The following is a 25,124-nucleotide window of genomic DNA, read 5'->3' as shown; positions in this document are numbered from 1 at the left end:
GCTACCCACGCCCGACCTGGGCGGGCACCGACGAAAGTCAGGTGCTCATATCTCGTCGGCCCAGGCCCGCCAGTCGTCGAGCACCCCGTAGAGCGCCGGGGTGAGCCAGCCGGGCGCGGACCGCCGGAACACCCCCGGGTCCATCGCGCCGGCACCGGCCGGCAGGGCGCCCAGCAGGTGCGGCACCAGCTCGGTGAGGTTGGCCCAGTGCACCAGCTCCGGGTCGGCCGGCCATGCGCCGATCACCACGCCGGCCGGCACCGCCCGGCGTTCCAGTGCCTCCAGGGTGAGCGCCGTGTGGTTCAGGGTGCCCAGCCCGGCCCGGGCCACCACCACGGCCGGGGACCCCAGCGAGACCGCCAGGTCGGCCACCGTCCAGGGCTCGCCCGACGGCCGCAGCCCCATCGGTACGAGCAGCCCGCCGGCGCCCTCCACCAGCACCAGATCGTGCTTCTCGGCCTCCTCGCGGACCGCGTCGACGGCGGTGTAGAGCTCCAGCGGCTCCAGCTCGGCGACCCGGGCCGCGGCCAGCGGGGCGAGCGGGTCCGGGAAGCTGGCCAGGGTGCGGCCGGTCAGCGGGGCGGCCAGCCGGGTGACGGAGTCGATGTCGCCGGGCTCGCCGGTGGCCGTACCCGTCTGGCCGGGCTTGACCACCGCGACGCGCAGGCCGGCGGCCTGCGCCGCGGCCGCGATCGCGGCGGTCACCACGGTCTTGCCGACCTCGGTGTCGGTGCCGGTCACCAGCACCGGCCCCCGCCACGGCTTGGTCACCGTGCCACCTCAGTTCGCGACTGCGGGGCTCGCAACACCGGCTCACTCCTCGCGCTCACGGGTGCCACCTCAGTTCGCGACTGCGGGGCTCGCAACACCGGCTCACTCCTCGCGCTCACGGTGCACACTCCACGATGACCTCCAAGGCCCGCTCGAAGTCCCGCCGGGGCACCCCCGCGCTGATGGTGAGCCGCAGCCGGGACCGGCTGTCCGGGGTGGACGGGGGGCGGAAGCAGCCGACGGCCACCCCCCGGTCGCGGCAGTCGGCCGCCCACGCGGTCGCCGCTTCGGGCCCCGGCGCGGTGACCGAGACGACCGCGCCGTCGGGGTCGGAGACGGCCAGGCCGGCGGCGGTCAGCCGGCGCACCGCGAGGGCGGCCCGCTCGGCCAACTCCGCGCGCAGGTCGTCGCCGGCGCGGGCGAGCCCGACGGCGGCGTGGACACCGGCGACGACCCCCGGGGGCAGCGCGGTGTCGAAGATGAACGTCCGCCCGGTCTCGACCAGGTGCCGGACGAGCGCGGCCGGCCCGGCGACCACGCCGCCCGCGCCGCCGAGCGCCTTGGACAGGGTCGCGGTGACCACCACGTCGGGCTGGCCGGCGAGACCGGCGGCGGCGACGCCCCCGGCACCCGCCGGGCCGGTCACCCCGAGGGCGTGCGCGTCGTCGACGAGCAGTATCGCGCCGTGCTCCCGGGCGACGGCGTGCAGCCGGGCCAGCGGGGCGAGGTCGCCGTCGACGGAGAAGACCGACTCGGTGACGACCACCGCCGGCCGGCCCGGCGCGGCGGCGAGCGCGGCGGCCACCGCCGCCACGTCGGCGTGCGGCGTCACCACGGTCTCCGCGCCGGAGATCCGGCAGCCGTCGATCAGCGACGCGTGGTTGTGGGCATCGGAGACCAGGAGCGTACGCGGCCGCACGAGCGCCCGGACCGCCCCGAGGTTGGCCAGGTAGCCGGACGAGAAGACCAGCGCCCGGTCGGTGCCGAGCCAGTCGGCGAGGGCGCCCTCGAGCGCGTGGTGGGCGTCGGTGGAGCCACGCACCAGCCGCGACCCGGTGGCCCCCAGCCCGTACGCGGACAGCGCCCGCGCCGCCGCGGCGGTGACGTCGGGGTGGGTGGCCAGGCCGAGGTAGTCGTTGCCGGCCAGGTCGACCACGGCGTCGCCGGCGTCCCGGGGCACCAGCGTGCGGGTCAGCCCCGCCTTCGCGCGCAGCTCGGCGCGGCGGTCGAGCGCCGCCAGCCAGTCCGCCACCGTCACCCCCACGCCGCCCGTGCCGCTCGTCGTCGGCTGCTTCCGCCGGGCGAAATTACCACCCGCCGGACCTGGCCCGGCGCGTCCACCCCGGCGCCGCCGGCCCGACACGCTGGCCGTTCTTCCCGGCCGGGCGGCCTTGTAGGGTACGAGCCATGCCAGAGATCCTCGACCAGGCCCGAACCCAGGTGCTGGAGAACGGCGTCGGTCTCGACGAGGCCGGCGTCCTCGCCGTGCTGAACCTGCCCGACGAACACCTGCCCGCCGCGCTCCAGCTCGCCCACGAGGTGCGGATGCGCTGGTGCGGCCCCGAGGTGGAGGTCGAGGGGATCGTCTCGCTGAAGACCGGCGGCTGCCCGGAGGACTGCCACTTCTGCTCGCAGTCCGGCCTGTTCACCTCGCCGGTACGCTCGGTCTGGCTGGACATCCCGTCGCTGGTCGAGGCGGCCAGGCAGACGGCCGCGACCGGGGCGACGGAGTTCTGCATCGTGGCCGCCGTGCGCGGCCCGGACGCCCGGCTGATGAAGCAGATGCGCGAGGGCGTCGCCGCGATCAAGGCCGAGGTCGACATCCAGGTGGCCGCGTCCCTGGGCATGCTCAGCCAGGAGCAGGTCGACGAGCTGGTCGACATGGGCGTGCACCGCTACAACCACAACCTGGAGACCTGCCGCTCCTACTTCCCGAACGTGGTCACCACGCACTCGTGGGAGGAGCGCTGGGAGACGCTGCGGATGGTCCGCGAGTCCGGCATGGAGGTCTGCTGCGGCGGCATCCTCGGCCTCGGCGAGACGGTGGAGCAGCGGGCCGAGTTCGCCGCGCAGCTCGCCGAGCTGGACCCGCACGAGGTCCCGCTGAACTTCCTCAACCCCCGGCCCGGCACCCCGCTCGGCGACCGGCCGGTGGTGGAGGGCAAGGACGCGCTGCGCGCCATCGCCGCCTTCCGGCTCGCGATGCCGCGCACCATCCTGCGGTACGCGGGCGGCCGCGAGATCACCCTCGGTGACCTGGGCACGCGCGACGGCCTGCTGGGCGGCATCAACGCGGTGATCGTCGGCAACTACCTGACCACCCTGGGCCGGCCGGCGACCGCGGATCTCGAGCTGCTCGACGACCTGAAGATGCCGGTCAAGGCGCTCTCCGCAACGCTGTGAGCGCCCGGTGACGACGAGCGACACTGTGAGCGCCCCGGTGACGACGGGCGACGCGGTGCCGGCGGCGGGCGGCGCGGTGCCGGCGGCGGGCGGCGCGGTGCCGGCGGCGGGCGGCGGGGTGGCCGCCGACCCGTGGTGCGACCGGTGCGGCGAGACGGCCGGCGCCGGTGCCCACGCGGCCTGCCGGGCGGCGCGCGAGCTGGAGCCCCCGCGGTACTGCGCGCGCTGTCGCCGCCGGATGAAGGTGCAGGTGCTGCCGGTCGGCTGGGCGGCGGTCTGCGTCGAGCACGGCGAGATCCGGGGCTGAGGGGGATGCTGCGGGGCAAGGCGGTCACGCTGCGTCCGGCCACCGCGGCCGACGTGCCGGCGCTCGCCGCGATCCGCGCCACCCCGCAGGTCCGACGCTGGTGGCGCGGCGGCGACGACCTCGCCGCGGCCGTGCGGGCCGACCTGGCCGACGACGACCTGTCGGTGTACGCGATCGAGCACGACGGCCGGGTGGTCGGCGCCATCCAGTGGTACGCCGAGGACGACCCGGACTACCGGCACGCCAGCCTGGACGTCTTCCTCGACCCGTCGGTGCACGGCCGGGGGCTCGGGCCGGACGCGATCCGCACCCTGGTCCGGCACCTGGTCGAGGCGCACGGGCACCACCGGTTCACCATCGACCCGGCGGCGGCGAACACCCCGGCCGTGCGCAGCTACGCCAAGGTCGGCTTCCGTCCCGTGGGCGTGCTGCGCCGCTACGAGCGCGGCGAGGACGGCCGCTGGCACGACGGGCTGCTGATGGACCTGCTCGCCGACGAGCTCACCGACTGACCGCCCGGCGTCGGCGCCGGCGCCACCACAACACCGCCCCGGCGACCCCGCCGACCACCAGCAGCACCGGCACGGCCGGCAGCAGGACGAGCGGCCGGGCCGGGAACGGACGCGGGTCGGGGGCCGTGGCGCCAAACCGGCCTGCCTCCATCAGGTGGCGCGCCACGTCCATCGCCCGCACACCGTCGGGCGGGTCGAGCAGCACCTGGACGCGCCCGTCGGGGCGCAGCGACACCAGCTGGACGTGGCCGGTCTCCCAGTAGCCGGTGTCGTCCCAGTCGGCGGTCTCCCCCATGGTCACGCCGGGCTCGGGGGCGTACCTGAGCGCGACCAGGGCGCGGCCGTTGCGCCAGCCCAGCGCGCGCAGGGCCTGCCCCTCGGCCGGGGGCAGGGCGGGGCCGGTGCCGTCCCGGCCGGTCGCCGCGTCGACGTAGCCGGTCCGCCACGTGCGGGCGGCCCGCTGGTCGGCGTCGCACCCACTCCGGCAGCCGTCCTGGCGGAAGACGGTGACCGCCGAGCCGTCGGGGGTGAACGCGCCGACCCCGGCGAGCCGCTCGTCCGGCCCCAGCTCGCGGGACCAGGCGACCGTGCCGGCGCGGTCCAGCATGGTCAGCTCGCCGCCGGCGGCGACGGCGATCCGGGTGCCGTCCGGGGAGAACGCGGCCAGCGACCCGGTACGCAGGTCCCACCGGTTGCCGAGTTCGCCCCCCAACCGGCGGGCGGCGCCGGTGGCCAGGTCCAGCAGGAGCAGCCGGCTGGGGTACACCCCGTCGCCGTCCGCGTCGGCGTCGGCGTGGTACAGCACGAGCAGGGCGTCGCCGCCCGGGGCCCACGCGACCGGCGTGGTGCAGCAGGTGCTCTCCGCCCCGCCGGCGAAGGACCGCCGGTCGCCGGTGGTGAGGTCGGTGACGTGGACCCACCCGTCGGCGGAACCATCCGCGACGTACCGGCTGTCCGGAGAGAGCAGCACGTCGACCCCGGCGCTGCGCTCTGCGTCGCCGTAGAGCATCATGCGGTACTTCCCACCCATGCCGAGCACCGCCACCTTGCCCTCGTGGTCGATCGGGTCGATGCCACGCAGGCCAAGGTGGTCGCCGCCGCTGAACAGCAGCGACGCCCGGCCGGGCGGATCCTGCTCGACGGTCGCCTGCCACATGTACGGCAGCCCGATCCGGTGCGGCACGGCGGCGGGCACGGCGCCCGTCATCGACCGCTGCTCGACGGTGCCGAGCGTCACCGGCACGCCGAGGGCGCAGGCCAGCACCACCACCAGCGACGCCACGGCGGCCCGCCGCCGCGCCCGCCGCCGCAGCCGCCGTCCCGCCGTCCACGGGTCGTCGCCCAGCCGGACCGGTGGCATCCGCTCGCCCAGATCCCGCAGCACGTTCCGCAGCTCCTCGCCCATCACGCCTCCCCCGCCGTCGCGCCGACCAGCTCGGCCAGTTCGGGAGCGTGCGTACGCAGCCGCGCCAGCGCGTCCCGGGTCTGGCTCTTGACGGTGGAGACCGAGCAGCCGAGCGTCTGGGCCGTCTCCACCTCGGTGAGGTCCTCGTAGAAGCGCAGCACCAGCACGGCCCGCTGCCGGGGCGCCAGCCGGGCCAGCGCGGCCCGCACCACCAGGGCGCGGGCGACGTCGGCGCTGCCGTCCGGCAGGGCCCGCTCCGGCGGCTCGGCCCGCAGGTCCACGCCCCGCCACCGGCGCCGCCACAGCGACACGTGCTGGCTGTACATGGTGCGCCGCACGTACGGGTCGGGATCGCCGGCCGCGCTGATCCGCTCCCAGTGCCGGGCGACCCGCACCAGGGTGAGCTGGACGAGGTCCTCGGCCTGGTGGCGGTCTCCGGTCAGCAGCCACGCCGCGCGGGACAGCGCCGCGATGCGCCCCGACACGTACGCGCGGAACGACTCCTCAGGGTCCACACCCCACCTCCCGACCGGGACCACGCGCGGCGACGCCCCGACGGGTGGGTCCGGTGGGAGATTTTCTCAGCCGTCCCAGACGAGGTCGCCGCCGTCGAGCCGGCGGGCGCCAGCAGCGGGCCGGTGCGGGGCACGCCGCCCGTCGGGCATCAGGTGGACCACCGGCACGCCGCGCCCCAGCCCGGCCACGTCGGCGACCAGCCGCCGGTGGCAGCGCCACCAGACGCTCTCGCTGCACATCACCGCCGTGGCCCGGGCCGCCGCGTCGGCGAGCACCGCGTCCAGCGCCGCCCGGAAGTCGGCGGTACGGGTGTACGCCGCGTACGCCCGGAAGGCGGCAACGGTCCACCAGGTGTCCGGCTCGGCGGTGCCGGCCGGGGTGTGCCGCCGCCCGCCGAGGCGCTGCTCCCAGCGGTAGTCGATCCCGGCCGCCGGCAGCCAGCGTGCCAGCTCCTCCCGGCGGACGTCGGGGTTGGTGCGGCTCGCGGGGAACCGCCGCACGTCCACGACGAGGGCGATCCCGGCGCCGGCGAGCAGTTTGCCCAGCCGCGTCCGGTCCGCCGCCCCGTGCCCCACCGTCAGCAGCTCCACGTGGAGGGGATGCCCCGAATCCTGGACAGTTACCGTCCTCGGGAAACGGAAGCTGTCCAAGATCCGCAGGCCGGGCGGTCGGGCATCCGGCGGCGCGGGGCCGGGCGGGCGGCGATGGTGGGACAGATGTGGCCCAGCCTTCCCGCCGACGAGGCCGACGCGCTCGACTGGCTGGCGTTCGACCAGGCCGGCGTCGTCACCACCGCCCAGGCGACCCGGCTGCTGACCGAGGGCACCGTACGCGGACACGTCCGCTCCGGGCGCTGGCGCTCCATCTGCCGGGGCGTCCTGCTCACCGGCAACGGCCGGCTGACCCGGGACCAGCAGTTGTGGGTGGCCGTGCTCGCCACGGGTCCCGGGGCCGTGCTGGCCGGGGCGACGGCTGCCGCCGAGGCGGGCGTACGCGGGCTGCGGCCCGAGCCGCTGCACGTGCTCGTGCCGGCGCACCGGCGGGCGGGCCGCACGGTGTTGGGCCGGCTGCCGATCGACATGCCGGCGGTCGTCGTGCACCGCACGTCGGTGCTGCCGGCGGCGCATCTCCAGCGCGCCCGTCCGCCGCGGACCTGCACCGCCCGGGCACTGGTGGACGCCGCCGGCTGGTCCCGTACGGTCGATCAGGCGCAGGCGACGCTGGCGGCGGGCTGTCAGCAGCGACGGGTCACACCGGACGAGTTGTCGGCCGTGGTGGAGGCGCTGCCCCGAGCCCGTCGGCGGGCGTTGATCCGGCAGACCGTGGCCGACATCTCCGGCGGTGCGGAGGCGCTCTCGGAGCTCGACTTCGTCCGGCTCTGCCGCCGCCACGGCCTGCCCGCGCCCGGTCTCCAGCAGCGGCGCGCCGACGCCTCCGGGCGCATCCGGTGGCTCGACGCGTACTGGCGGGAGTGGGGGCTGCACGTGGAGATCGACGGGGCGCATCACATGGACGTCCGGCACTGGGCGGCCGACATGAAGCGCCAGAACGACGTCTGGACCTCCGGGGACCGCATCCTCCGCTTCCCGGCGTGGCTGGTCCGCGCCCGCCCCGACGAGGTCGCCGACTCCGTCCGCCGTGCCCTCATCGCCGCCGGCTGGCGACGCGCGACGTAAATCTTGGACACTTCCCGCACTCGGCGAACGGCAACTGTCCAAGATCCGCGCGACCGGCGAGCGTCAGGGGACGGTGAAGGGGTGGCGTGTGAGAGAGGCCGGCGGGCTGGGGCCCGGGGCGGTGTGGGTGCCGTGACGACCGGCCAGGATGAACCGGTCCCGACGCGGGCGCCCGAACGGAGCGTCCGCGGGGCCGATCGCGTTACGTCGACACGCCTGCCGACGGTGAGGAATTCCGACACCGAGCCGCTCGATCTCGCCGCGTCGCCGCTGCTCAGGCCGATCGACCGATGTCCACGACCGTCACGCATTGTGCGATCATGTGCTGTCCCCTCGATCAACTCCGGAGGAGTCCTCATGGCACACCGTCGGCGCGTGGCGCGCGCTGCCGTTTCCACAGCCGCCGCCACGGCCCTTCTCGCGCTCGCCACCCCGGCCTGGGCGTCGAGCACCACCCAGATCAACCCCGACCACAAGGACAAGACCGCCGCCGGCTTCCCCACGCAGAAGTGCGACGACGAGCGCTTCGACGACCTCGCGGCCGGTCAGGACGGGTGGCACTTCGTGCTTCCCGGCGGCGAGAAGGCCGGGAGCTTCGAGAGCATCACCCTGACCTTCGACAACGGCACCGGCCCGGTGACCGTGAAGGTGCCGGACGCCTCCGACGCCTACCCCGACTACCTCTACTCCGCGGGCGGCCGGGTCATGCACGCCTACGTGTTCACGCCGGCCGGATGGAAGCTGGTCGACGGCACCGCCACGATCAGCGGCAAGGCCAGCAAGTTCAACCTGAGCCACACCTGCGCCGGCACCGCCCCGACGCAGTCGCCGACCCCCAGCCCGTCGGCGTCGACCTCCCCGTCGCCCTCGACCTCGACGTCGCCCTCGACGTCGGTGTCCCCGTCGGAGTCCACCTCCCCGAGCGGGTCCGTCTCGCCGTCGGAGTCGGTCTCGCCGTCGACGTCGGTCACGCCGTCGGAGAGCACGGGCGGCAGCGGCGGCGGTGACGACGAGGAAGGCGGTCTGCCGCTGACCGGCGTGGCGACGACCAGCATCGCGCTGGGCGGCCTCGCCCTGATCGGCGGCGGCGCGCTGCTGATGCTGCGCCGCCGGCGCGACAACGTCACCTTCACCAGCTGATCCGACCCAGCGCCCGACCGGCCGCCGGACACCTCGTCCGGCGGCCGGTCGCCGTTTCGGTCCGGCCAGCCGCCGTTGCGCCCGTCGGCCAGCGCCACTTCCGGCCCGACGGCCAGCGCCACTTCCCGCCCGACGACCAGCGCCACTTCCGGCCCGACGGCCAGCGCCACTTCCCGCCCGACGGCCAGCGCCACTTCCCGCCCGACGGCCAGCGCCACTTCCGGCCCGACGGCCAGCGCGTCGAGCCGCCGGAACCGCTCGCGCCCGGTCTGGCGCCGGTCGGCTCCGACGAGCACTGACGGCAGGCCCGGTGGGCGACGCCGGACGCTCATCACATCATCTAAGCCTATGGATACCTTGTCCGCGTACACCCTGCTCAGGGACGTGGTCGGCGGCCGGGAGGTCGCGCCACGGCCGGCCGGGCGCGGGCCGGGCGTTCCGGCATACGAACGTACGGTTGCCGCGCCGCTTTCCGGCGCGCGACAGTACCCGACACCAGCGGTGCCATCGACGCCGCCGCTCCCCCGGCCACACCCTGAGGAGATCGCGATGGCTCTACGACTTGCCGACGGCACCGCCTGGTCCGACACTCTCGCCCGCGCGGTGGCCGCCGCGCCGGAGGCGTTCGGCACCCCGGTCGACGGCGTCACCACGCTGCACAACCTCGTGCGCGGCGACTGGCACGCGGTGGGCACGCCCAGCCCGGTCCGCACCCCGGTCGACAACACGATCCTGATCAACCTGCCCCGCCTCGACGCGGAGACCGCCCGCGCCGCGGTCGCGCACGCCGCCGCCGCGCACCGCGCCTGGGCCGACACCCCGCTCGCCGAACGCAAGGCCCGGGTCACCGACGCGCTGGACGCCCTCACCGCCCACCGCGACCTGCTCGCCTTGCTGCTGGTCTGGGAGATCGGCAAGCCGTGGCGGCTGGCCTGCGCCGACGTGGACCGGGCGCGGGACGGCGTCCGCTGGTACGTCGGCGAGATCGACCGGATGCTCGCCGACGGCCGGGAGCCGCTGCCCGGGCCGGTCAGCAACATCGCGTCGTGGAACTACCCGATGAGCGTGCTCGTGCACGCCGAGCTGGTGCAGCTGCTCGCCGGCAACGCGGTGATCGCCAAGACCCCGTCGCAGGGCGGCGCGGTCTGCCTCACCGTCGCGCACGCCCTGATGCGCCGGGCCGGGCTGCCCGCCACGCTGGTCTCCGGCGGCGGCGAGGAACTCTCCGAGGTGCTCGTCCGGGCCCCGGAGGTCGGCGCGGTGGCGTTCGTCGGCGGTCGTTCCAACGGCGGCAAGGTGGCCGCCGCGCTGCTCGACTCCGACAAGCGGCACTTCATCGAGCAGGAGGGCCTCAACGCCTGGGGCATCTGGGACTTCTCGCAGTGGGACCTGCTCGCCGGGCACCTCAAGAAGGGCTTCGAGTACGGCAAGCAGCGCTGCACCGCGTACCCGCGCTTCGTGGTCCAGCGGGACCTCGTCGACGAGTTCCTCGACATGTACCTGCCGGTGGTGCGCTCGGTCCGGTTCGGACACCCGCTCGCCGTCGGCGACGACTGGACCGCCGGGGACCCGCTGCCCGAGCTGGACTTCGGCCCGCTGATCAGCGCCGCCAAGGCCGACGAGCTGCGCCGCAAGGTCGACGAGGCGGTACGCGGCGGCGCGGTGCCGCTGCACCGGGGCAAGCTGGCCGGCGCGCCGTTCCTGGACGGGCAGGACACGTCCGCGTACGTGGCGCCGTCGGTGCTGCTGGCCCCGCCCGGCCGGTCCCGGCTGATGCACGCCGAGCCGTTCGGCCCGGTCGACACCATCGTGGTGGTGGACACCACCGACGAGCTGCTGGCCGCGATGAACGCCTCCAACGGCGCGCTGGTCGCCTCGCTGGCCTGCGACGACGAGGAACTGGCCGGGAAGCTGGCGGTCGACCTCCAGGCGTTCAAGGTGGGCATCAACAAGCCGCGTTCCCGGGGCGACCGGGAGGAGCCGTTCGGGGGCCGGGGCGCCTCCTGGAAGGGCGCCTTCGTGGGCGGCGACCTGCTGGTGCAGGCGGTCACCCAGGGCGGCGACGGTCGCCTCTATGGCAACTTCCCCGACTACAGCAGCTACCCGACCACCTGAGGTGCAAGGAAGGGGCCCTTCCTATACCGGAGGCGTTAACAAGGGCCCCTTCCTTTCACCGCGGGTGCCGGCGGCGAGCGGGACGGTGAGGGTGAGCAGGGCACCGTCGCGCTCGGTCGGCGTGGGCCGGCCCAGCCGCCGCAGGACGCGCAGCATCGGGGCGTTCTCCGCCTGGACGTGCAGCACCAGGGCCGCGTACCCGGCGTGCTCGGCGTGCCGGACCAGCCGGCGCAGCAGGGCCGAGCCGAGTCCTCGCCGCTGCCAGTCGTCGCGGACCAGCAGCGCCACCTCCGCCTCGTCGCCCTCGGCGAGCAGGTTCGCCATCGCCACCACCGACTCCCCCGACCCGGCGTCGCCGCCGGCCGTGGCGAGCAGGGTGAGGCCCCGGGCCGGCTCCAGCATCCGGCGCAACCGGGTGGGCGAGGGCAGCGCCGCCCCGCCCAGGTAGCGGCGGTGCCGGCTGCGCGCCGAGCAGCGCTCGTGCAGCTCGACCACGCCCGGCAGGTCGTCCGCGCCCGCCGGCCGTACGGCCGCCTCGGCACCGTCGGGCAGGACCAGGGTGACCTGCTCGGCGGCCCGGCGGGCAACGGTGGCCGACAGCTCCAGCAGCGCCTGGGCCCGGGCGTACTCGGCCGGGGTGAAGTCGGGGGCGGCGCGGCGCAGGATGAACGCGCCGCCGCCCGGGTCGGCCAGCAGCATGGTGGTGCCGGTGATCCCGGCACCCGCGCCGGCCGGCGCGGGCCGCCAGGTGACGGTGTCCGCGCCGAGCAGGGTGCGCAGGGCCTCCCCGGCCGCGTCCGGGTCCCGCACGAGGCGGTTGGCCAGGCCGAGCACCCGGGTGGGCTGGTCGGCCAGCCCGCGCGCCTCGCTGCGCGCGACCCAGCAGTCCCGGCCCCGCCCCCGCTCCACGGCGGCGACGAGGTCGGCCTCGTCGAGCGCGTCCGGCGCGTCGACCAGGAAGTCGTCGACCGCGCCCCGCTCGGTGGTGTGCACCTGCACGGCGAGGATGTTCACCCCGCGTAACGCCAGGCTGGCCGTGAGCACCGACAGGTAGCCCGGCCGGTCGTCCACGGTCGCCCGGATCCGCCACAACGTCATGGTTGCCTCCCTTCCCCGTACGACCCTCGCCGCTGGCTGTTGCGGGCCGGTTGCCCGGCGGTGACGGCTCCGGTCCGGCCGCCGCGACGTGCGCCACACCGCCCGCCGCGCGGCGGGCTCAGGGCTTCGCGACCACCGGCGGCGCGCCGACCAGGTCGAGCCGGTCGCCGAGGATCACCGCGCCGGCCCGGACGAGCTGCGCCAGCCGGTCCACCTCGGTGGCGTGGAACGCCGCCGGGGCCGGCGTCCCGGTGCGCTCGCGGGCCACCACCAGCACCAGGCCGGCCCGGCCGAACGGCGCGACCGCGAAGTGTCCACCGTCGGGCGCGGTCATCGCCCGGGCGCGCAGCGGGGTCACCTCGGGCAGCCGCGTCGGTACGGGCGCGCGCCAGCTCGCGTAGCCGACGGTCGCCTCCCCCGTGGTGCCGGTCCGCGCGGCCCAGTCCACGGGCACCGCCGCGGCCACGGCCCAGTCGGCGGCGAGCAGCCCGGGCACGGCGTCGACCAGGGTGGCCACCCCCTCGGCGGGGTTCGCCGCGACCTGGGCCAGCAGTTCGGCGTCCTGCCCGGTGGTGGTGGGCGCGCCGATCGCCCGCCACACCCCGTCCACCCGGACCCCGGGGATGGCCGCCAGCCCGGCCAGCAACCGCTCCACCCGCGCCGCGCCCGGCCAGACCACGGTGAAGTCGTCCACCGCCCGCCCGCCGAGCCGCTCCAGGACGACCACCTGGACGATGTCCGCACCGGACACGCCCATGGTGCGCGCCACCTGACCGAGCGTGCCCGGACGGTCCGGCAGGGTGACCCGAACTCGCAGCAACATGTCTGAACCCTCCGCTCGGCGGGCCGGCACCGCTGGCCGGCAGGCTGGGCACCAGCCTGACCCGTGGTCGTTTCGCCCCTGTTGCCGCGGCATGTCCCGAGGGTCACATCCGACCTTGACAACCTGGCGGAGCTGCCATCAACTAGTCGGATGACCGAGCCGGCCGTCGAGGCGCACGGGCCGGGGAACGGCTCCGCCGCCTCGCCCCGCGGGTTGGACCTCGACCGACTCGCCGGCTACCTGGCGCGGCACCGGCCCGAGCTGGCCGACGGTCCGCTGCGGGCCCGGCTGATCGCCGGCGGCAAGTCCAACCTGACCTACCTGCTGCACGCCGGCGGGCAGGAGGTTGTGCTGCGCCGCCCGCCGCTCGGGCACGTGCTGGCCACCGCGCACGACATGGCCCGGGAGCACCGGGTGATCTCCGCGCTGGCGCCGACCGACGTGCCGGTGCCGCGGGCGCTGCTGCTGTGCGGGGACCCCGAGGTGATCGGCGCGCCCTTCTACCTGATGGAGCGGGTGCGCGGCGAGGTGTTCCGCACCCGCGCCCAGACGGACCCGCTCACCGCCGGCCAGCGGCGGGAGCTGGCGATGGCGATGATGGACACCCTCGCCGCCCTGCACGCCGTCGAGCCGGCGTCGGTGGGGCTGGGCGACTTCGGTCGGCCGGAGGGCTACCTCGCCCGGCAGGTCCGCCGCTGGTCCGGCCAGCTCGACCGCTCCCGCAGCCGGCCACTGCCCGGCATCGAGGAGCTGCGCGACCGGCTCGCCGCCACCGCGCCGGAGGGCGCCAACGCGGGCCGGATCGTGCACGGCGACTACCGGCTGGACAACCTCCTCGCCACCGTCGACCCGGTGGCCGTCCGGGCGGTGCTCGACTGGGAGATGGCCACCCTCGGCGACCCGCTGGCCGACCTCGGGCTGCTGCTGACCTACTGGGACGTGCTCGGCGGCAGCGACTCGGCCGCCGGCAACCCGGTCGCCGACGGGCTCGGCCCGCGCGCCGGCTTCCCCACCGGCTCGGAGCTGATCGAGCGGTACGCCGGGCGCGGCGACGTCGACGTCGGGCCGCTGCACTGGCACGTCGCGCTCGGCTGCTTCAAGCTCGCGGTGATCTGCGAGGGCATCCACTACCGGCACACGCTCGGGCAGACGCTCGGCGAGGGCTTCGACCGGATCGGCGACATGGTGGCACCGCTGGTCGAGCACGGGCTGACCGCCGCCGGGGAGCGGTGATGGACTTCGCGTACGACGCCCGCACGGAGACGCTGCGGGCCGAGCTGACCGACTTCTTGGAGCAGCACGTCCATCCCGCCGAGCCGGTGCACGCCGCGCAGGTCGCCGCCGCCGGTGACCCGTGGGCACGGCCGCCGGTGCTGGCGGAGCTGAAGGCCGAGGCGCGCAGGCGCGGCCTGTGGAACCTCTTCCTCCCCGACCCGCGCCACGGCGCCGGGCTGACCAACCTCCAGTACGCCCCGCTGGCCGAGCTGACCGGGCGCAGCCCGCACCTCGCGCCCGAGGCGGTCAACTGTGCCGCGCCGGACACGGGCAACATGGAGCTGCTCGCCGAGTTCGGCTCGCCGGAGCAGCAGGAGCGCTGGCTGCGGCCGCTGCTGGAGGGCGAGATCCGTTCGGCGTTCTGCATGACCGAGCCAGAGGTCGCCTCCTCGGACGCGACCAACATCGCCACCCGGATCACCCGGGACGGCGACCACTACGTCGTCAACGGGCGCAAGTGGTGGTCGTCGGGGGCGATGGATCCGCGCTGCGAGATCTTCGTCGTGATGGGCAAGACCGACCCGGAGGCCGACCGGCACCGGCAGCAGAGCATGGTCCTGGTGCCGCGGGACACGCCCGGTGTCACGGTGCGCCGGGGCATGACGGTGTTCGGCTACAGCGACGCCCCGCACGGCGGGCACGCCGAGATCGACTTCACCGACGTCCGGGTGCCGGCGGAGAACCTGGTCGGGGCGGAGGGCGGCGGCTTCGCGATCGCCCAGGCCCGGCTCGGCCCCGGCCGGATCCACCACTGCATGCGGCTGGTCGGCATGGCGGAGCGGGCCCTGGAGCTGCTCTGCCGGCGGGTCACCGAACGGGTGGCGTTCGGCCGTCCCCTCGCCGAGCAGGGCGTCGTCCGCGAGTGGATCGCCGAGTCGCGGGTGCGCATCGAGCAGGCCCGCCTGCTGGTGCTCAAGACCGCCTGGCTGATGGACACCGTGGGAAACAAGGGCGCGCACACCGAGATCCAGGCCATCAAGATCGCCACGCCGGCGATGGCCGAGTGGGTGATCGACAAGGCCATCCAGGCGTACGGCGGTGCCGGCGTCAGCCAGGACACCCCGCTGGCCGCCCTCTGGGCCCAGGCCCGCACCCTGCGCCTGGCCGACGGCCCGGACGAGGTGCACCGAGCCAGCCTCGCCAAGCGCGAACTCCGCCGCCACCCCCCTCCCCAGCCCTAACCCCACCCACCCCACCCACACCCCCACCCCTGGCCACCTCGTTGATCATGAAGTTGTTGCGCGACACGCCGATGTCGGCGCCAACAACTTCATGATCAACGGCATGGGCGGGGGGTGGGGGGGTGGGGGTGGGGGGGGTGGGGTTAGGAGGTGGCGCGGTTGATGAGGGTGGGGTTTAGGAGGAGGTGGGGGGACGGGAGGTTCTCGCCGCGGATGCGGGAGACCAGCAGGCGGGCCATCTGCCGGCCCATCTCCTCCACCGGCTGGAAGACCGTGGTCAGCGGCGGGTCGCACTGCCGGGCGATCGGGGCGTCGTCGAAGCCGACCACCGCCACGTCCTCCGGCACCCGCCGGCCCGCCTCGCGCAGCGCCCGCAGCGCGCCGAACGCCATCAGGTCGGAGGCGACGAAGACGGCGTCGAGGTCGGGGCAGACCTCCAGCAGCCGGCGCATCCCGGCCGCCCCGCTGCCCTCGCTGAAGTCCCCGTACGCGATCAGGTCGGGATCGACCCCGCCCCCGGCGGCCTGGACCGCCTCCCTGTAGCCGGTCAGGCGGCCCAGGCCGGCGCCCATGTCCTGCGGGCCGGCGATGGTGGCGATGCGCCGCCGCCCCCGGCCGGCCAGGTGTTCCACCGCCTGGCGGGCGCCGCCGACGTTGTCCACGTCGACGTAGTACGCGGGCTGCGTGCCGGGCTGGAGCATCCGGGCCGGCCGCCCGCCCAGCACGGTGGGCAGGCCGCGCTCCTCCAGCAGGGCGGGCAGCGGGTCGGAGTCGTGCAGCGACAGCAGCAGGACCCCGTCGACGTGCTGGTTGGTCAGGTGGTGCTCGACCCGCTCCCGCTCGATCGGCGACTGCACCATGGCGAGCCAGAGCTGCAACGGGGTCTCCAGCAGCCCCGAGCTGACGCCCCGGACGATGCCGGCGAAGAACGGCTCGGTGAAGACCCGGTCGCCCGACTCGGAGACGACCAGGGCGATGGAGTCGGTGCGCTGGGTGACCAGGGCGCGGGCGGCGCGGTTCGGCACGTACCCCAGCTCGGCGATGGCCTGCTGCACCGCGGCGCGCGCCTCGGGGCTCACCTGCGGTGAGCCGTTGACCACCCGGGAGACCGTCCCGCGGCCGACGCCGGCTCGGGCGGCGACGGCGTCGAGGGTCGGGCGCCCGAGCGACCGGGTGCGCTGCGTTGTCATCGTCTGCTCCTCCGACGGCGGGCCGGCCCGGCCCCGGCCCCGGGCGGGTGGTTGCCGGGGCCGCCCGTTGCTGGCTGGCCCTCGCCTATTGTGCGGCCAGACCGTTGCGTCGGATCACCTCGGCGTACCACCTGGCGCTGGACTTGGGGATCCGAGCCTGGCTGTCGTAGTCGACGTAGACCATCCCGAACCGCTTGGTGTAGCCCCAGGCCCACTCGAAATTATCCATCAGCGACCAGGCGAAGTAGCCGCGCAGGGGAACGCCGGCCCCGATCGCCTCGTGCGCGGCGCGCAGGTGGGCGTCGAAGTACGCCACCCGGTCGACGTCGTCGACCCGCCCGTCGACCACCGCGTCGACGAAGGCGGAGCCGTTCTCGGTGACGTAGAGCGGGAGGTCCGGGTACTCCTCGTGGACCCGGCGCAGCGTCTCCACCAGGCCCGGGGCGTCGATCTCCCAGTCCATGTCGGTGACCGGGACGCCCCGCGTGACGAACCGGACGTCCTCGCTGCCCGGCCAGCAGGACGGCGCCCGCCAGTACGGCTCCGGCTCGGCGCCCGCCACCGGGGCGGCGACGACGTGCCGGCTGTAGTAGTTGACGCCGACCAGGTCCAGCGGGGTGGCGATGGTCGCCAGGTCGCCCTCGCGTACGTGCCCGAAGTCGGTGACCCGGGCGAGGTCGGCCATCAGGTCCACCGGGTACGACCCGCGCAGCAGCGGGTCGAGGAAGAACCGGTTGGCCAGACCGTCGATGCGCCGCGCGGCGTCGACGTCGGCGGGCGCGTCGCTGGCCGGGGTGACCGGGTAGAGGTTGACCGTCACCCCGACCTCGGCAGCCGGCCGGGCCGCGCGCAGCGCCCGCACGGCGAGGCCGTGGCCGAGCATCAGGTGGTGCCCGGCCCGGACGGCGTCCGCCCCGTCGGTGCGGCCCGGCGCGTGCGCCCCGGAGCCGTAGCCGAGGAACGCCGAGCACCACGGCTCGTTCAGCGTCGTCCAGTAGCGCACCCGGTCGCCGAGCGCGTCGGCGACCAGCGTGGCGTAGTCGGCGAACCGCGCGGCCGTGTCCCGGGCCGGCCAGCCGCCCGCGTCCTCCAGCGGCTGCGGCAGGTCCCAGTGGTAGAGGGTGAGCCAGGGCTCGATCCCGTGCGCCAGCAGCTCGTCGACGAGCCGCCGGTAGAAGTCCAGCCCCTCCGCGTTGGCCGGGCCGGAGCCGCCCGGCTGGACGCGGGGCCAGGAGACCGAGAACCGGTACGACCTCAGCCCCAGCTCGGCCATCAGCGCGACGTCCGGCTCCAGTCGGTGGTAGTGGTCGCAGGCCACGTCGCCGGTGTGCCCGGCGACCACCCGGCCGGGGGTGTGGCTGAAGGTGTCCCAGATCGACGGGGTCCGGCCGCCCTCGGCCGCCGCGCCCTCGATCTGGTACGCGGCGGTCGCCGCGCCCCAGAGGAAGCCGGGCGGGAAGGTCAGCGGCGGGCGGTCGGCGAGGACGCCGACGGCGGGTGGGGTGGCGGGGTTGCTCACGACGTGACGGCACCTTCCATGATCCCGCGCGGTCCGCGGGAGGACGACGGGAAGCCAGGGGGCCTGCAGCGCTGCCACGAGCATGTCGGGGGCCGTCAAAGGTGTCAACGAACACATGGGAGCGTTCCCAGATCGTTACCGCGGCCGTCGCCACACGATTCGGAGCCGGCCGGCGGTGGGCGTTCAGCAGAAGCGGCGCAGCAGGGTGGCGACCCGGCCGGCGTCGAAGGCGGCCGGGTCGAAGCGCTCGCCCACCCAGTCCCGCATCGACCGGTGCTCCGGGTGGCCCGGGTCGGCCACCGCCGCCAGCAGGGCCTGGTAACCGACCGGCCCGCCCACGTCCTCCGGCGGGCACGCCCGCTCCCCGTCCAGACAGGACGGGTAGCGCTCGTCGGGATCGGCGGTGAAGGCGTCCTCCACCACCAGGTCGTGCTCCCACCAGTCGCCGAAGTCGTAGGTGTAGTGGAACCGGCTGCCCTTGCCGACCACCGCGTCGAGCCGGACGTCCAGCTCGTCGCGCAGGGCCAGCTCGCCGTCGGCGTCGGGCTCGCCGTACTGCCGGCCCTCGATCTCGAACGAGTGCAGGTGGCAGTCCCGCCAGCCCATGCCGTGCTGCACCACCCGGTGCACCCGGTCCAGCGTGTAGCCGCCCGGGACGAGCACCCGGCGCCAGACGGACGGCCGGACCCCGGCCAGGGAAATCTTCAGCTGGAAGATCTGACGCGGCATGCTGTCCCATCCTTCCTCGGCATAGGCTGCGAGCATGATCTGCCGAGCGTGCCGGGCGAGGCGGCACGACGACTGTCCGGGGCGGAACTGGTGCGACTGCCAGCACCGTACCCCCCGACCCACCCCTCCGGTCACCGGTCCGGCCGGCGAATGAGCGTCGGAATCCCGATTTCGGCGCTCTGGCCGCAGCCGTCGGCGCAGCCGCTGGACGACGCGGCGCTGGCCGGGCTCTACGGCCGCGCCGACCGCCCCCACCTGCGGGTGAACTTCGTGGCGAGCGTCGACGGCGCGGTCGCCGTCGACGGGTACTCCGCCGGGCTCTCCGGCGAGCCGGACAAGCGCGTCTTCGGCCTGCTGCGAATGCTCTGCGACGCCCTCGTCGTGGCCGCCGGCACGCTGCGGCACGAGGGCTACCGGGCGGTCCGGCTCGACGAGCGGCGCCGGGCGTGGCGCCGGGAGCACGGCCTGCCCGAGTACCCGACCCTGGTCGTCGTCTCCGGCTCGCTCGACCTCGACCCGGCGCAGGCCGCGTTCGCCGACGCGCCGACGCGGCCCGTCGTGCTCACCCGGTCCGACGCGGCGGCACCGCCCGGCCTCACCGACGTCGCCGACGTGGTGCGCTGCGGCGACGGCCGGGTGGACCTCGCCGCGGGCCTGGCCGAGCTGCGCCGCCGCGGCTTCGACCAGTTGCTCTGCGAGGGCGGGCCGCGGCTGTTCGGCGCGCTCACCGCCGCCGACCTGGTGGACGAGGTCTGCCTCACCGTCGCCCCGCTGCTCGCCGGGGCGGGCCCGGGGCGGATCACCGCCGGGGACGCCAGCGAGGTGCGCCACCTGCCGCTGCGGCACGTGCTGGCCGCCGCCGACGGCGTCCTCATGCTCCGCTACGCCCGCGACTGAGCGTGGCCGGGCGGGCACCCTGCGGCGGGGCGGTCGGCCGGGTGCGTGGCGTCCGCCGCGTCGCGTGGCAACCTGTCGTACTCCTGCGGCAGGATGCACCACGTGTGCCCCGACCGCGACGACCAGCCGACCGGAGTTGCCCGATGACTGACGACGGGTTCGACGGCCCGGGCGAGGAGGTCGGCCGGGTGCTGGGCACGGCCGACGCCACCCCCCTCCAGTTCTGGACGGCGGTCTCCCCCGCCAGCTACCTCCAGCTCGACGACGTCGTGGTGACCCGCCGGGAGCTGCCCGACCGCGAGCCGGTGACGATCGCCGGGGTGGTCACCCAGGTGCGCGCCCGGCACGAGGGCGCCCAGTTCGACTCCGACGTCTTCGCCATCGCCGACGGCACGCTGCCGGCGCAGGTGCAGGAGGCCGCCGAGATCACCACCACCCGCGTCGACCCGGAGCTCTACGTGCCGCCGTCGCCCGGCGCCGTGGTGCACCGCGCCGAGGGCGACGCGCGGGCCCGGGCCCTGCACTTCGACCGGATGGAGCGGCGGATCCCGATGGGGATGGGCCGCGACGGGGTGCCGGTCTACCTCAACGCCGACTTCCTCGACGGCAGCCGGGGCGCGCACGTGTCGATCTCCGGCATCTCCGGCGTCGCCACGAAGACGAGCTTCGCCACCTTCCTGCTCTACTCGGTCTTCCGCTCCGGGGTGCTCGGCGGCGACGCCGTCAACGCCAAGGCGCTCATCTTCAACGTCAAGGGCGAGGACCTGCTCTTCCTCGACCATCCCAACACCCGGCTCGACGACGCCACCCGCGCCGCGTACGCGAAGCTCGGCCTGACCGCCGGTGCGTTCCCCGACGTGCGGGTCTACGCCCCGCCCCGGGTCGGCGACTCCTCCGGCACGCCCGACGTGAGCAGCCGGCTCACCGGGGTGGACAGCTTCTACTGGACGCTCGCCGAGTTCTGCGCCGACCGCCTGCTGCCCTACGTCTTCGCCGACGCCGACGACGAGCGCCAGCAGTACACGATGGTCGTCCACTCGGTCGCCGCCCACCTGGCCCGGCACGCCCAGCCCGCCGACGGCGGGGTGAGCATCGACGGGGTGCGGCTCGGCTCGTACGCCGACCTGGTCGACCACGTCGTCGAGCAGCTCAACGACGACGAGACCCGCTCCGACTGGGCCGGCAGCGCGGTCGGGCTGGGCACGGTCAACGCGTTCGCCCGCCGGCTGATCGGCAGCAAGAAGGACCTGTCCCGGCTGATCCGGGGCGACCTGGCCACCCGCCGCCCGCACTCGATCAACACCGCTGAGAGCGCCCAGGTCACCGTGGTCGACCTGCACAACCTGCCGGACCGCGCGCAGCGGTTCGTGGTCGGCGTGACGCTCAAGAGCGAGTTCGAGCGCAAGGAGAAGGCCGGCACCGCCAAGCCGCTGCTCTTCGTGGTGCTCGACGAGCTCAACAAGTACGCCCCCCGCGAGGGCTCCTCCCCCATCAAGGAGGTGCTGCTCGACATCGCCGAGCGGGGCCGCTCGCTCGGGGTGATCCTGGTCGGCGCCCAGCAGACGGCGAGCGAGGTGGAGCGGCGGATCGTCACCAACTCGGCGATCCGGGTGGTCGGCCGGCTCGACCCGGCCGAGGCGTCCCGCCCGGAATACGGCTTCCTGCCCCCCGCCCAGCGGCAGCGCGCGCTGCTGGCCAAGCCCGGCACGATGTTCGTCAACCAGCCCGACATCCCGGTGCCGCTCTGCCTGGAGTTCCCGTTCCCGGCCTGGGCCACCCGGGTCTCCGAGGCCGGCCGGGCGCCGTCGGAGACGCTCCGGTCGATCACCCAGTCCGCCGACCCGTTCGCGGTGGTGGGCTCCGGCGGCGGCGCCAGCGACGACGACATCCCGTTCTAGGGGGAGAGACCCGTGAAGATCCTGCACACCTCCGACTGGCACGTCGGCAAGGTCCTCAAGGGCCAGTCGCGGGCCGAGGAGCACAAGCAGGTCCTCGCCGGGGTGATCGACGTCGCCCGGGCCGAGCGGCCCGACCTGGTCATCGTCGCCGGTGACCTCTACGACACCGCCGCGCCGACGCCCGAGGCCACCCGCCTGGTCACCCGGGCCCTGACCGCGCTGCGCCGCACCGGCGCCGACGTGGTGGCGATCGGCGGCAACCACGACAACGGCCAGGCCCTCGACGCGCTGCGCCCCTGGGCCGAGGCGGCCGGGATCACGCTGCGCGGCGGCGTCCGGGAGAACCCGGACGAGCACGTCGTCGACGGCACCACGGCCGGCGGCGAGCGCTGGCGGCTGGCCGCGCTGCCGTTCCTCTCCCAGCGCTACGCCATCCGGGCCGTGGAGATGTACGAGCTGACCGCCGCCGAGGCCACCCAGACGTACGCCGACCACCTGGGCCGGGTGCTGGGCCGGCTGACCGAGAGCTTCACCGAGCCGGACCGGGTGCACCTGGTCACCGCCCACCTGACCGTGGTCGGCGCGGCGACCGGCGGCGGCGAGCGGGACGCCCACACCGTGCTCGGCTACGCGGTGCCGGCGACCGTCTTCCCGGGCACCGCGCACTACGTGGCGCTCGGCCACCTGCACCGCTCGCAGCGGGTCCAGGGCCCCTGCCCGATCCGCTACAGCGGCAGCCCGCTCGCCGTCGACTTCGGCGAGCAGGAGAACGTGCCGTCGGTGACGCTCGTCGAGGTCACCGCGACCACGGCGGCGCAGGTCCGCGAGGTGCCGGTCGTCGCGGCGGCCACGCTGCGCACGGTCCGGGGCACCCTGGCCCAGCTCGCCGAGATGGACGTGCCGGACGCCTGGCTGCGGGTGTACGTGCGGGAGCAGCCCCGTGCCGGGCTGCGCGAGGAGGTGCAGGAGCTGCTGCCCCGCGCCCTGGAGATCCGCATCGACCCCGAGCTGGTGCCCGCCCCGGGCGGCGGCGCCCGGGTGGCGCAGCGGGCCGGCCGCTCGCCCCGGCAGCTCTTCGCCGACTACCTGGACAGCCGGGGGCACACCGACGACGGGGTGCGGGAGCTCTTCGACGAGCTCTTCGAGGAGGTCGACCACTGATGCGGCCGATGCGGCTGGACATGGCGGGCTTCACCGTCTTCCGGGACGAGACGACGATCGACTTCACCGACGCCGACTTCTTCGCCCTGGTGGGGCCGACCGGCTCGGGCAAGTCGACGGTGCTGGACGCGATCTGCTTCGCCCTCTACGGCACGGTGCCCCGCTGGGGCGGCACCCGGGGGCTGGCCAACGCCCTCGCGCCGTCGGCCACCGAGGCGCGGGTGCGGCTGGTCTTCGAGTCCGGCGGGTCCCGCTACGTGGCGACCCGGGTGGTGCGCCGGGACGGGCGGGGCAACGTCAAGACGGCCAACGCCGGGTTGCAGCTCATGCCGGCCGGCTTCGACGTGACCAAGCTCGACACCGGGCTGAGCCCCGACGACCTCGGCGAGGTGGTCGCCGGCACCCCCGGCGAGATGGAGCAGGCGGTGCTGGAGGCGGTCGGGCTGCCGTACGAGCAGTTCACCAGCTGCGTGGTGCTGCCGCAGGGGCAGTTCGCGGACTTCCTGCACGCCAAGCCGGCCACCCGGCAGCAGATCCTGGTGAACCTGCTCGGTCTCGGGGTCTACGAGGAGGTGCAGAAGAAGGCGACCGCGCGGGCCGCGCAGGCCGAGGCGAAGCTGGAGGCGGTCGACCAGGCGCTGGCCGGGCTCGCCGACGTCGACGACGCCGCGCTGGCGGCGGCGACCGGGCAGGTCGACCGGATGCGGGAGCTGGTCGGGGCGGTGGCGGCGGCCGTGCCGGAGCTGGCGGCGGCCCGGGAGGCGGCGCGCGAGGCGGACGCGGCGCTGGCCGCGCTCGACGCCGACCTGGCGGTGCTGTCCGCCGTGCGCGCGCCGGACGGGGTGGCCGAGGTGGCCCGGGCGGTGGCGTCGGCGCGGGCGGGCGCGGACGAGGCGGCGACAGCGGTGTCCCTGGCCGAGGAGCGGGAGGAGAAGCTCCGCGGCGAGCTGGCCGCGGCCGGCGACGAGAGCGCGCTGCGGCTGCTGCTGCGGGCGTACACCGACCGGGAGAAGCTGGCCGGCGAGGCGGAGACGGTCCGGGCGGCGGTGGGCACGGCGCGGGGCGAGCACGCGGCGGCGGCGACCGCGCTGACGCAGGCGCGGGCGGCGGCCGAGCGGGCCGAGGCCGAGTTGGAGGCCGCCTTCCGGGCCCACGAGGAGGCCAAGGCGACCGACCAGGCGGTGGCGCTGCGGGCGCACCTGCGCGACGGGGCGACCTGCCCGGTCTGCGAGCAGACGGTGGCGCGGGTGCCGGCGGTGCCGGCGGACTCGGCGGTCGCCGCCGCAACGGCGGCGGGCCGGGCGGCGCGGGCCGCCACGAAGGCCGCACAGGCGGTGGTGGCGGAGCGCGACGCCGCCGCCCGCGAGCTGGAGCGGGTGCTGGTGCGGGCGCGGGCCCGGCAGGACCAGCTGGACGCCCGGCTGGCCGAGCTGGACGGGCAGTTGGCCGGGGCGGCGGAGCCGGCGGTGCTGCGCCGCGAGCTGGACGAGCACGCGCGGCTGCGCCGGGCGCTGGAGGAGTCGGCGGCGGCGGTGCGGGCCGGCCGGGAGGCGGCCCGGCGGGCCCGGGCGGCCGTGGACGCCGCCGAGGAGCGGCTGCGCGCGACCTGGCGGGCGTTCGACGCCGCCCGCGACGGGCTGGCCCGGTTCGGGCCGCCGGCGGCCGACCGCGACGACCTCGGCGCGGCGTGGGCGGCTCTCACCGGGTGGGCGGGCGCGGAGGCGGAGCGCCGCCGCGCCGAGCGGGCGGGGCGGGCCGCCGCGGTGGCGGAGGCCGAGGCCGTGGCGGCCGGCGTCGGCGAGCGCATCGCGGGCATCTTCGCCGCCGCCGGGCTGCCGGCCACCGACGATCCGGTACGCGCCGCCGACCGCGCCCTGGAGCGGGCCGAGGGCGACCTGCGCGAGCTGGAGCGCCGCCGCGAGCAGGCCGGCGGGCTGCGCGAGCAGCGGGCCGGGTACGAGCACGAGGCGCAGGTGGCCCGGGCCCTCGCGGGGCACCTGCGGGCCAACAACTTCGAGCGGTGGCTGCTGGCCGAGGCGTTAGACCTGCTGGTCGACGGCGCGTCGGGCATCCTGCGGGAGCTGTCCGGCGGGCAGTACGACCTGGTGCACGACAAGGGCGAGTTCTTCGTCGTCGACCACCACGACGCCGGGCTGCGCCGGGGCGTGCGCACCCTGTCCGGCGGCGAGACCTTCCAGGCGTCGCTGGCGCTGGCGCTCGCGTTGTCCGAGCAGCTCGCCGGCATGTCCACCACCGCGGCGAGCCTGGAGTCGATCGTGCTCGACGAGGGCTTCGGCACGCTCGACGCGGCCACCCTGGACACGGTGGCCGCCACCCTGGAGAGCCTGGCCGCCCGGGGCGACCGGATGGTCGGGGTGGTCACCCACGTGCCGGCGCTGGCCGAGCGCATCCCGGTCCGCTACGAGGTCAGCAAGGACGCCCGGTCGGCCCGCGTCGAGCGGACCGGCCGGTGAGCGGGGGCCGCCGCCGCGTCCCCCGGGCCACGAC

The 25,124-nt window shown here is 75.7% G+C and carries 22 protein-coding genes; 12 read left to right on the top strand and 10 right to left on the bottom strand.

What is annotated here, in order from left to right:
• Positions 1–45 precede the first annotated feature (45 nt).
• Entirely contained in the window at positions 46–747 is a 702-nt protein-coding gene (gene bioD / locus ACGFZ2_RS10575) for a dethiobiotin synthase (RefSeq protein WP_393265597.1), read from the bottom strand.
• A gap of 139 nt (positions 748–886) precedes the next feature.
• A complete protein-coding gene (locus ACGFZ2_RS10570; RefSeq protein WP_393452126.1) occupies positions 887–2,023 on the bottom strand; it encodes an 8-amino-7-oxononanoate synthase in 1,137 nt (378 codons plus the stop codon).
• Between the two features lie 155 nt (positions 2,024–2,178).
• On the opposite strand from ACGFZ2_RS10570, the gene bioB reads away from it, so the two are divergent.
• From bioB to ACGFZ2_RS10555, 3 genes are all read left to right on the top strand, one after another.
• Positions 2,179–3,174 carry a biotin synthase BioB gene (bioB, locus tag ACGFZ2_RS10565; protein ID WP_350711677.1) on the top strand — a complete coding sequence of 332 codons (996 nt, stop codon included), beginning with the start codon at positions 2,179–2,181 and terminating at the stop codon, positions 3,172–3,174.
• A 76-nt stretch (positions 3,175–3,250) separates the two neighbouring features.
• A complete protein-coding gene (locus ACGFZ2_RS10560; RefSeq protein ID WP_393452572.1) occupies positions 3,251–3,481 on the top strand; it encodes a hypothetical protein in 231 nt (76 codons plus the stop codon).
• A gap of 5 nt (positions 3,482–3,486) precedes the next feature.
• Positions 3,487–3,993 (top strand): GNAT family N-acetyltransferase, encoded by a 507-nt coding sequence (locus tag ACGFZ2_RS10555; protein WP_393265189.1) that lies wholly within the window; start codon positions 3,487–3,489, stop codon positions 3,991–3,993.
• On the opposite strand, the gene ACGFZ2_RS10550 is transcribed toward ACGFZ2_RS10555, so the two are convergent.
• From ACGFZ2_RS10550 to ACGFZ2_RS10540, 3 genes are all read right to left on the bottom strand, one after another.
• Positions 3,983–5,398: a WD40 repeat domain-containing protein gene (locus ACGFZ2_RS10550; protein WP_393452123.1), complete on the bottom strand. Its 1,416-nt coding sequence runs from the start codon at positions 5,396–5,398 to the stop codon at positions 3,983–3,985. The genes ACGFZ2_RS10555 and ACGFZ2_RS10550 overlap by 11 nt on opposite strands.
• Positions 5,398–5,913, bottom strand: a complete 516-nt coding sequence (locus ACGFZ2_RS10545; RefSeq protein WP_393452120.1) for a SigE family RNA polymerase sigma factor — start codon at positions 5,911–5,913, stop codon at positions 5,398–5,400. The genes ACGFZ2_RS10550 and ACGFZ2_RS10545 overlap by 1 nt, the downstream gene beginning before the upstream one ends.
• Positions 5,914–5,979: 66 nt before the next feature.
• Positions 5,980–6,504 carry a DUF488 family protein gene (locus tag ACGFZ2_RS10540; protein ID WP_393452117.1) on the bottom strand — a complete coding sequence of 175 codons (525 nt, stop codon included), beginning with the start codon at positions 6,502–6,504 and terminating at the stop codon, positions 5,980–5,982.
• 126 nt (positions 6,505–6,630) lie between these two features.
• Here ACGFZ2_RS10540 and ACGFZ2_RS10535 point away from each other — a divergent pair, with 126 nt between their 5' ends.
• From ACGFZ2_RS10535 to ACGFZ2_RS10525, 3 genes are all read left to right on the top strand, one after another.
• Positions 6,631–7,590, top strand: coding sequence for a hypothetical protein (locus tag ACGFZ2_RS10535; protein WP_393452114.1), 960 nt, complete (start codon positions 6,631–6,633; stop codon positions 7,588–7,590).
• 375 nt (positions 7,591–7,965) lie between these two features.
• Positions 7,966–8,730: an LPXTG cell wall anchor domain-containing protein gene (locus ACGFZ2_RS10530; protein WP_393452111.1), complete on the top strand. Its 765-nt coding sequence runs from the start codon at positions 7,966–7,968 to the stop codon at positions 8,728–8,730.
• 549 nt (positions 8,731–9,279) lie between these two features.
• Positions 9,280–10,845 carry an aldehyde dehydrogenase family protein gene (locus tag ACGFZ2_RS10525; RefSeq protein WP_393452108.1) on the top strand — a complete coding sequence of 522 codons (1,566 nt, stop codon included), beginning with the start codon at positions 9,280–9,282 and terminating at the stop codon, positions 10,843–10,845.
• 21 nt (positions 10,846–10,866) lie between these two features.
• On the opposite strand, the gene ACGFZ2_RS10520 is transcribed toward ACGFZ2_RS10525, so the two are convergent.
• Both ACGFZ2_RS10520 and ACGFZ2_RS10515 read right to left on the bottom strand, forming a co-directional pair.
• Positions 10,867–11,943, bottom strand: a complete 1,077-nt coding sequence (locus ACGFZ2_RS10520) for a GNAT family N-acetyltransferase (protein WP_393452106.1) — start codon at positions 11,941–11,943, stop codon at positions 10,867–10,869.
• A 118-nt stretch (positions 11,944–12,061) separates the two neighbouring features.
• Complete coding sequence (locus ACGFZ2_RS10515) at positions 12,062–12,766, bottom strand: amino acid-binding protein (protein ID WP_393452104.1); 705 nt, start codon at positions 12,764–12,766, stop codon at positions 12,062–12,064.
• Between the two features lie 150 nt (positions 12,767–12,916).
• Between ACGFZ2_RS10515 and ACGFZ2_RS10510 the strand changes: the two genes are divergently transcribed.
• Positions 12,917–13,999, top strand: coding sequence for a phosphotransferase family protein (locus tag ACGFZ2_RS10510; RefSeq protein ID WP_393265211.1), 1,083 nt, complete (start codon positions 12,917–12,919; stop codon positions 13,997–13,999).
• On the top strand, positions 13,999–15,222 hold the full coding sequence (locus tag ACGFZ2_RS10505) for an acyl-CoA dehydrogenase family protein (RefSeq protein WP_393452101.1): 1,224 nt from the start codon (positions 13,999–14,001) through the stop codon (positions 15,220–15,222). Before ACGFZ2_RS10510 ends, ACGFZ2_RS10505 begins: the two co-directional genes overlap by 1 nt.
• A 143-nt stretch (positions 15,223–15,365) precedes the next feature.
• Here ACGFZ2_RS10505 and ACGFZ2_RS10500 read toward each other — a convergent pair whose 3' ends face one another.
• The 3 genes from ACGFZ2_RS10500 to ACGFZ2_RS10490 form a co-directional block, all read right to left on the bottom strand.
• Positions 15,366–16,412, bottom strand: coding sequence for a LacI family DNA-binding transcriptional regulator (locus tag ACGFZ2_RS10500; RefSeq protein WP_393452099.1), 1,047 nt, complete (start codon positions 16,410–16,412; stop codon positions 15,366–15,368).
• 85 nt (positions 16,413–16,497) lie between these two features.
• The gene (locus ACGFZ2_RS10495) at positions 16,498–17,931 is read right to left on the bottom strand and encodes a GH1 family beta-glucosidase (RefSeq protein WP_393452096.1); all 1,434 of its coding nucleotides are present in this window, start codon (positions 17,929–17,931) and stop codon (positions 16,498–16,500) included.
• Positions 17,932–18,114: 183 nt separating this feature from the next.
• Positions 18,115–18,660, bottom strand: a complete 546-nt coding sequence (locus ACGFZ2_RS10490; RefSeq protein WP_393265221.1) for a plasmid pRiA4b ORF-3 family protein — start codon at positions 18,658–18,660, stop codon at positions 18,115–18,117.
• A gap of 150 nt (positions 18,661–18,810) precedes the next feature.
• Between ACGFZ2_RS10490 and ACGFZ2_RS10485 the strand changes: the two genes are divergently transcribed.
• The 4 genes from ACGFZ2_RS10485 (at position 18,811) to ACGFZ2_RS10470 (ending at position 25,090) form a co-directional block, all read left to right on the top strand.
• A complete protein-coding gene (locus ACGFZ2_RS10485) occupies positions 18,811–19,557 on the top strand; it encodes a pyrimidine reductase family protein (protein ID WP_393452093.1) in 747 nt (248 codons plus the stop codon).
• 143 nt (positions 19,558–19,700) lie between these two features.
• Entirely contained in the window at positions 19,701–21,455 is a 1,755-nt protein-coding gene (locus tag ACGFZ2_RS10480; protein ID WP_393265226.1) for an ATP-binding protein, read from the top strand.
• Positions 21,456–21,467: 12 nt separating this feature from the next.
• Positions 21,468–22,616 (top strand): exonuclease SbcCD subunit D, encoded by a 1,149-nt coding sequence (locus ACGFZ2_RS10475; protein ID WP_393265228.1) that lies wholly within the window; start codon positions 21,468–21,470, stop codon positions 22,614–22,616.
• Complete coding sequence (locus ACGFZ2_RS10470) at positions 22,616–25,090, top strand: AAA family ATPase (protein WP_393452090.1); 2,475 nt, start codon at positions 22,616–22,618, stop codon at positions 25,088–25,090. Before ACGFZ2_RS10475 ends, ACGFZ2_RS10470 begins: the two co-directional genes overlap by 1 nt.
• The last annotated feature ends 34 nt before the right edge of the window (positions 25,091–25,124 follow it).

Origin of the sequence: Micromonospora sp. NPDC048063, from assembly GCF_043202855.1 — a bacterium.
Classification (GTDB): domain Bacteria; phylum Actinomycetota; class Actinomycetes; order Mycobacteriales; family Micromonosporaceae; genus Micromonospora.
Note: the sequence above shows the minus strand (reverse complement) of the source record. Positions and strands in the feature narration are given on the sequence as shown.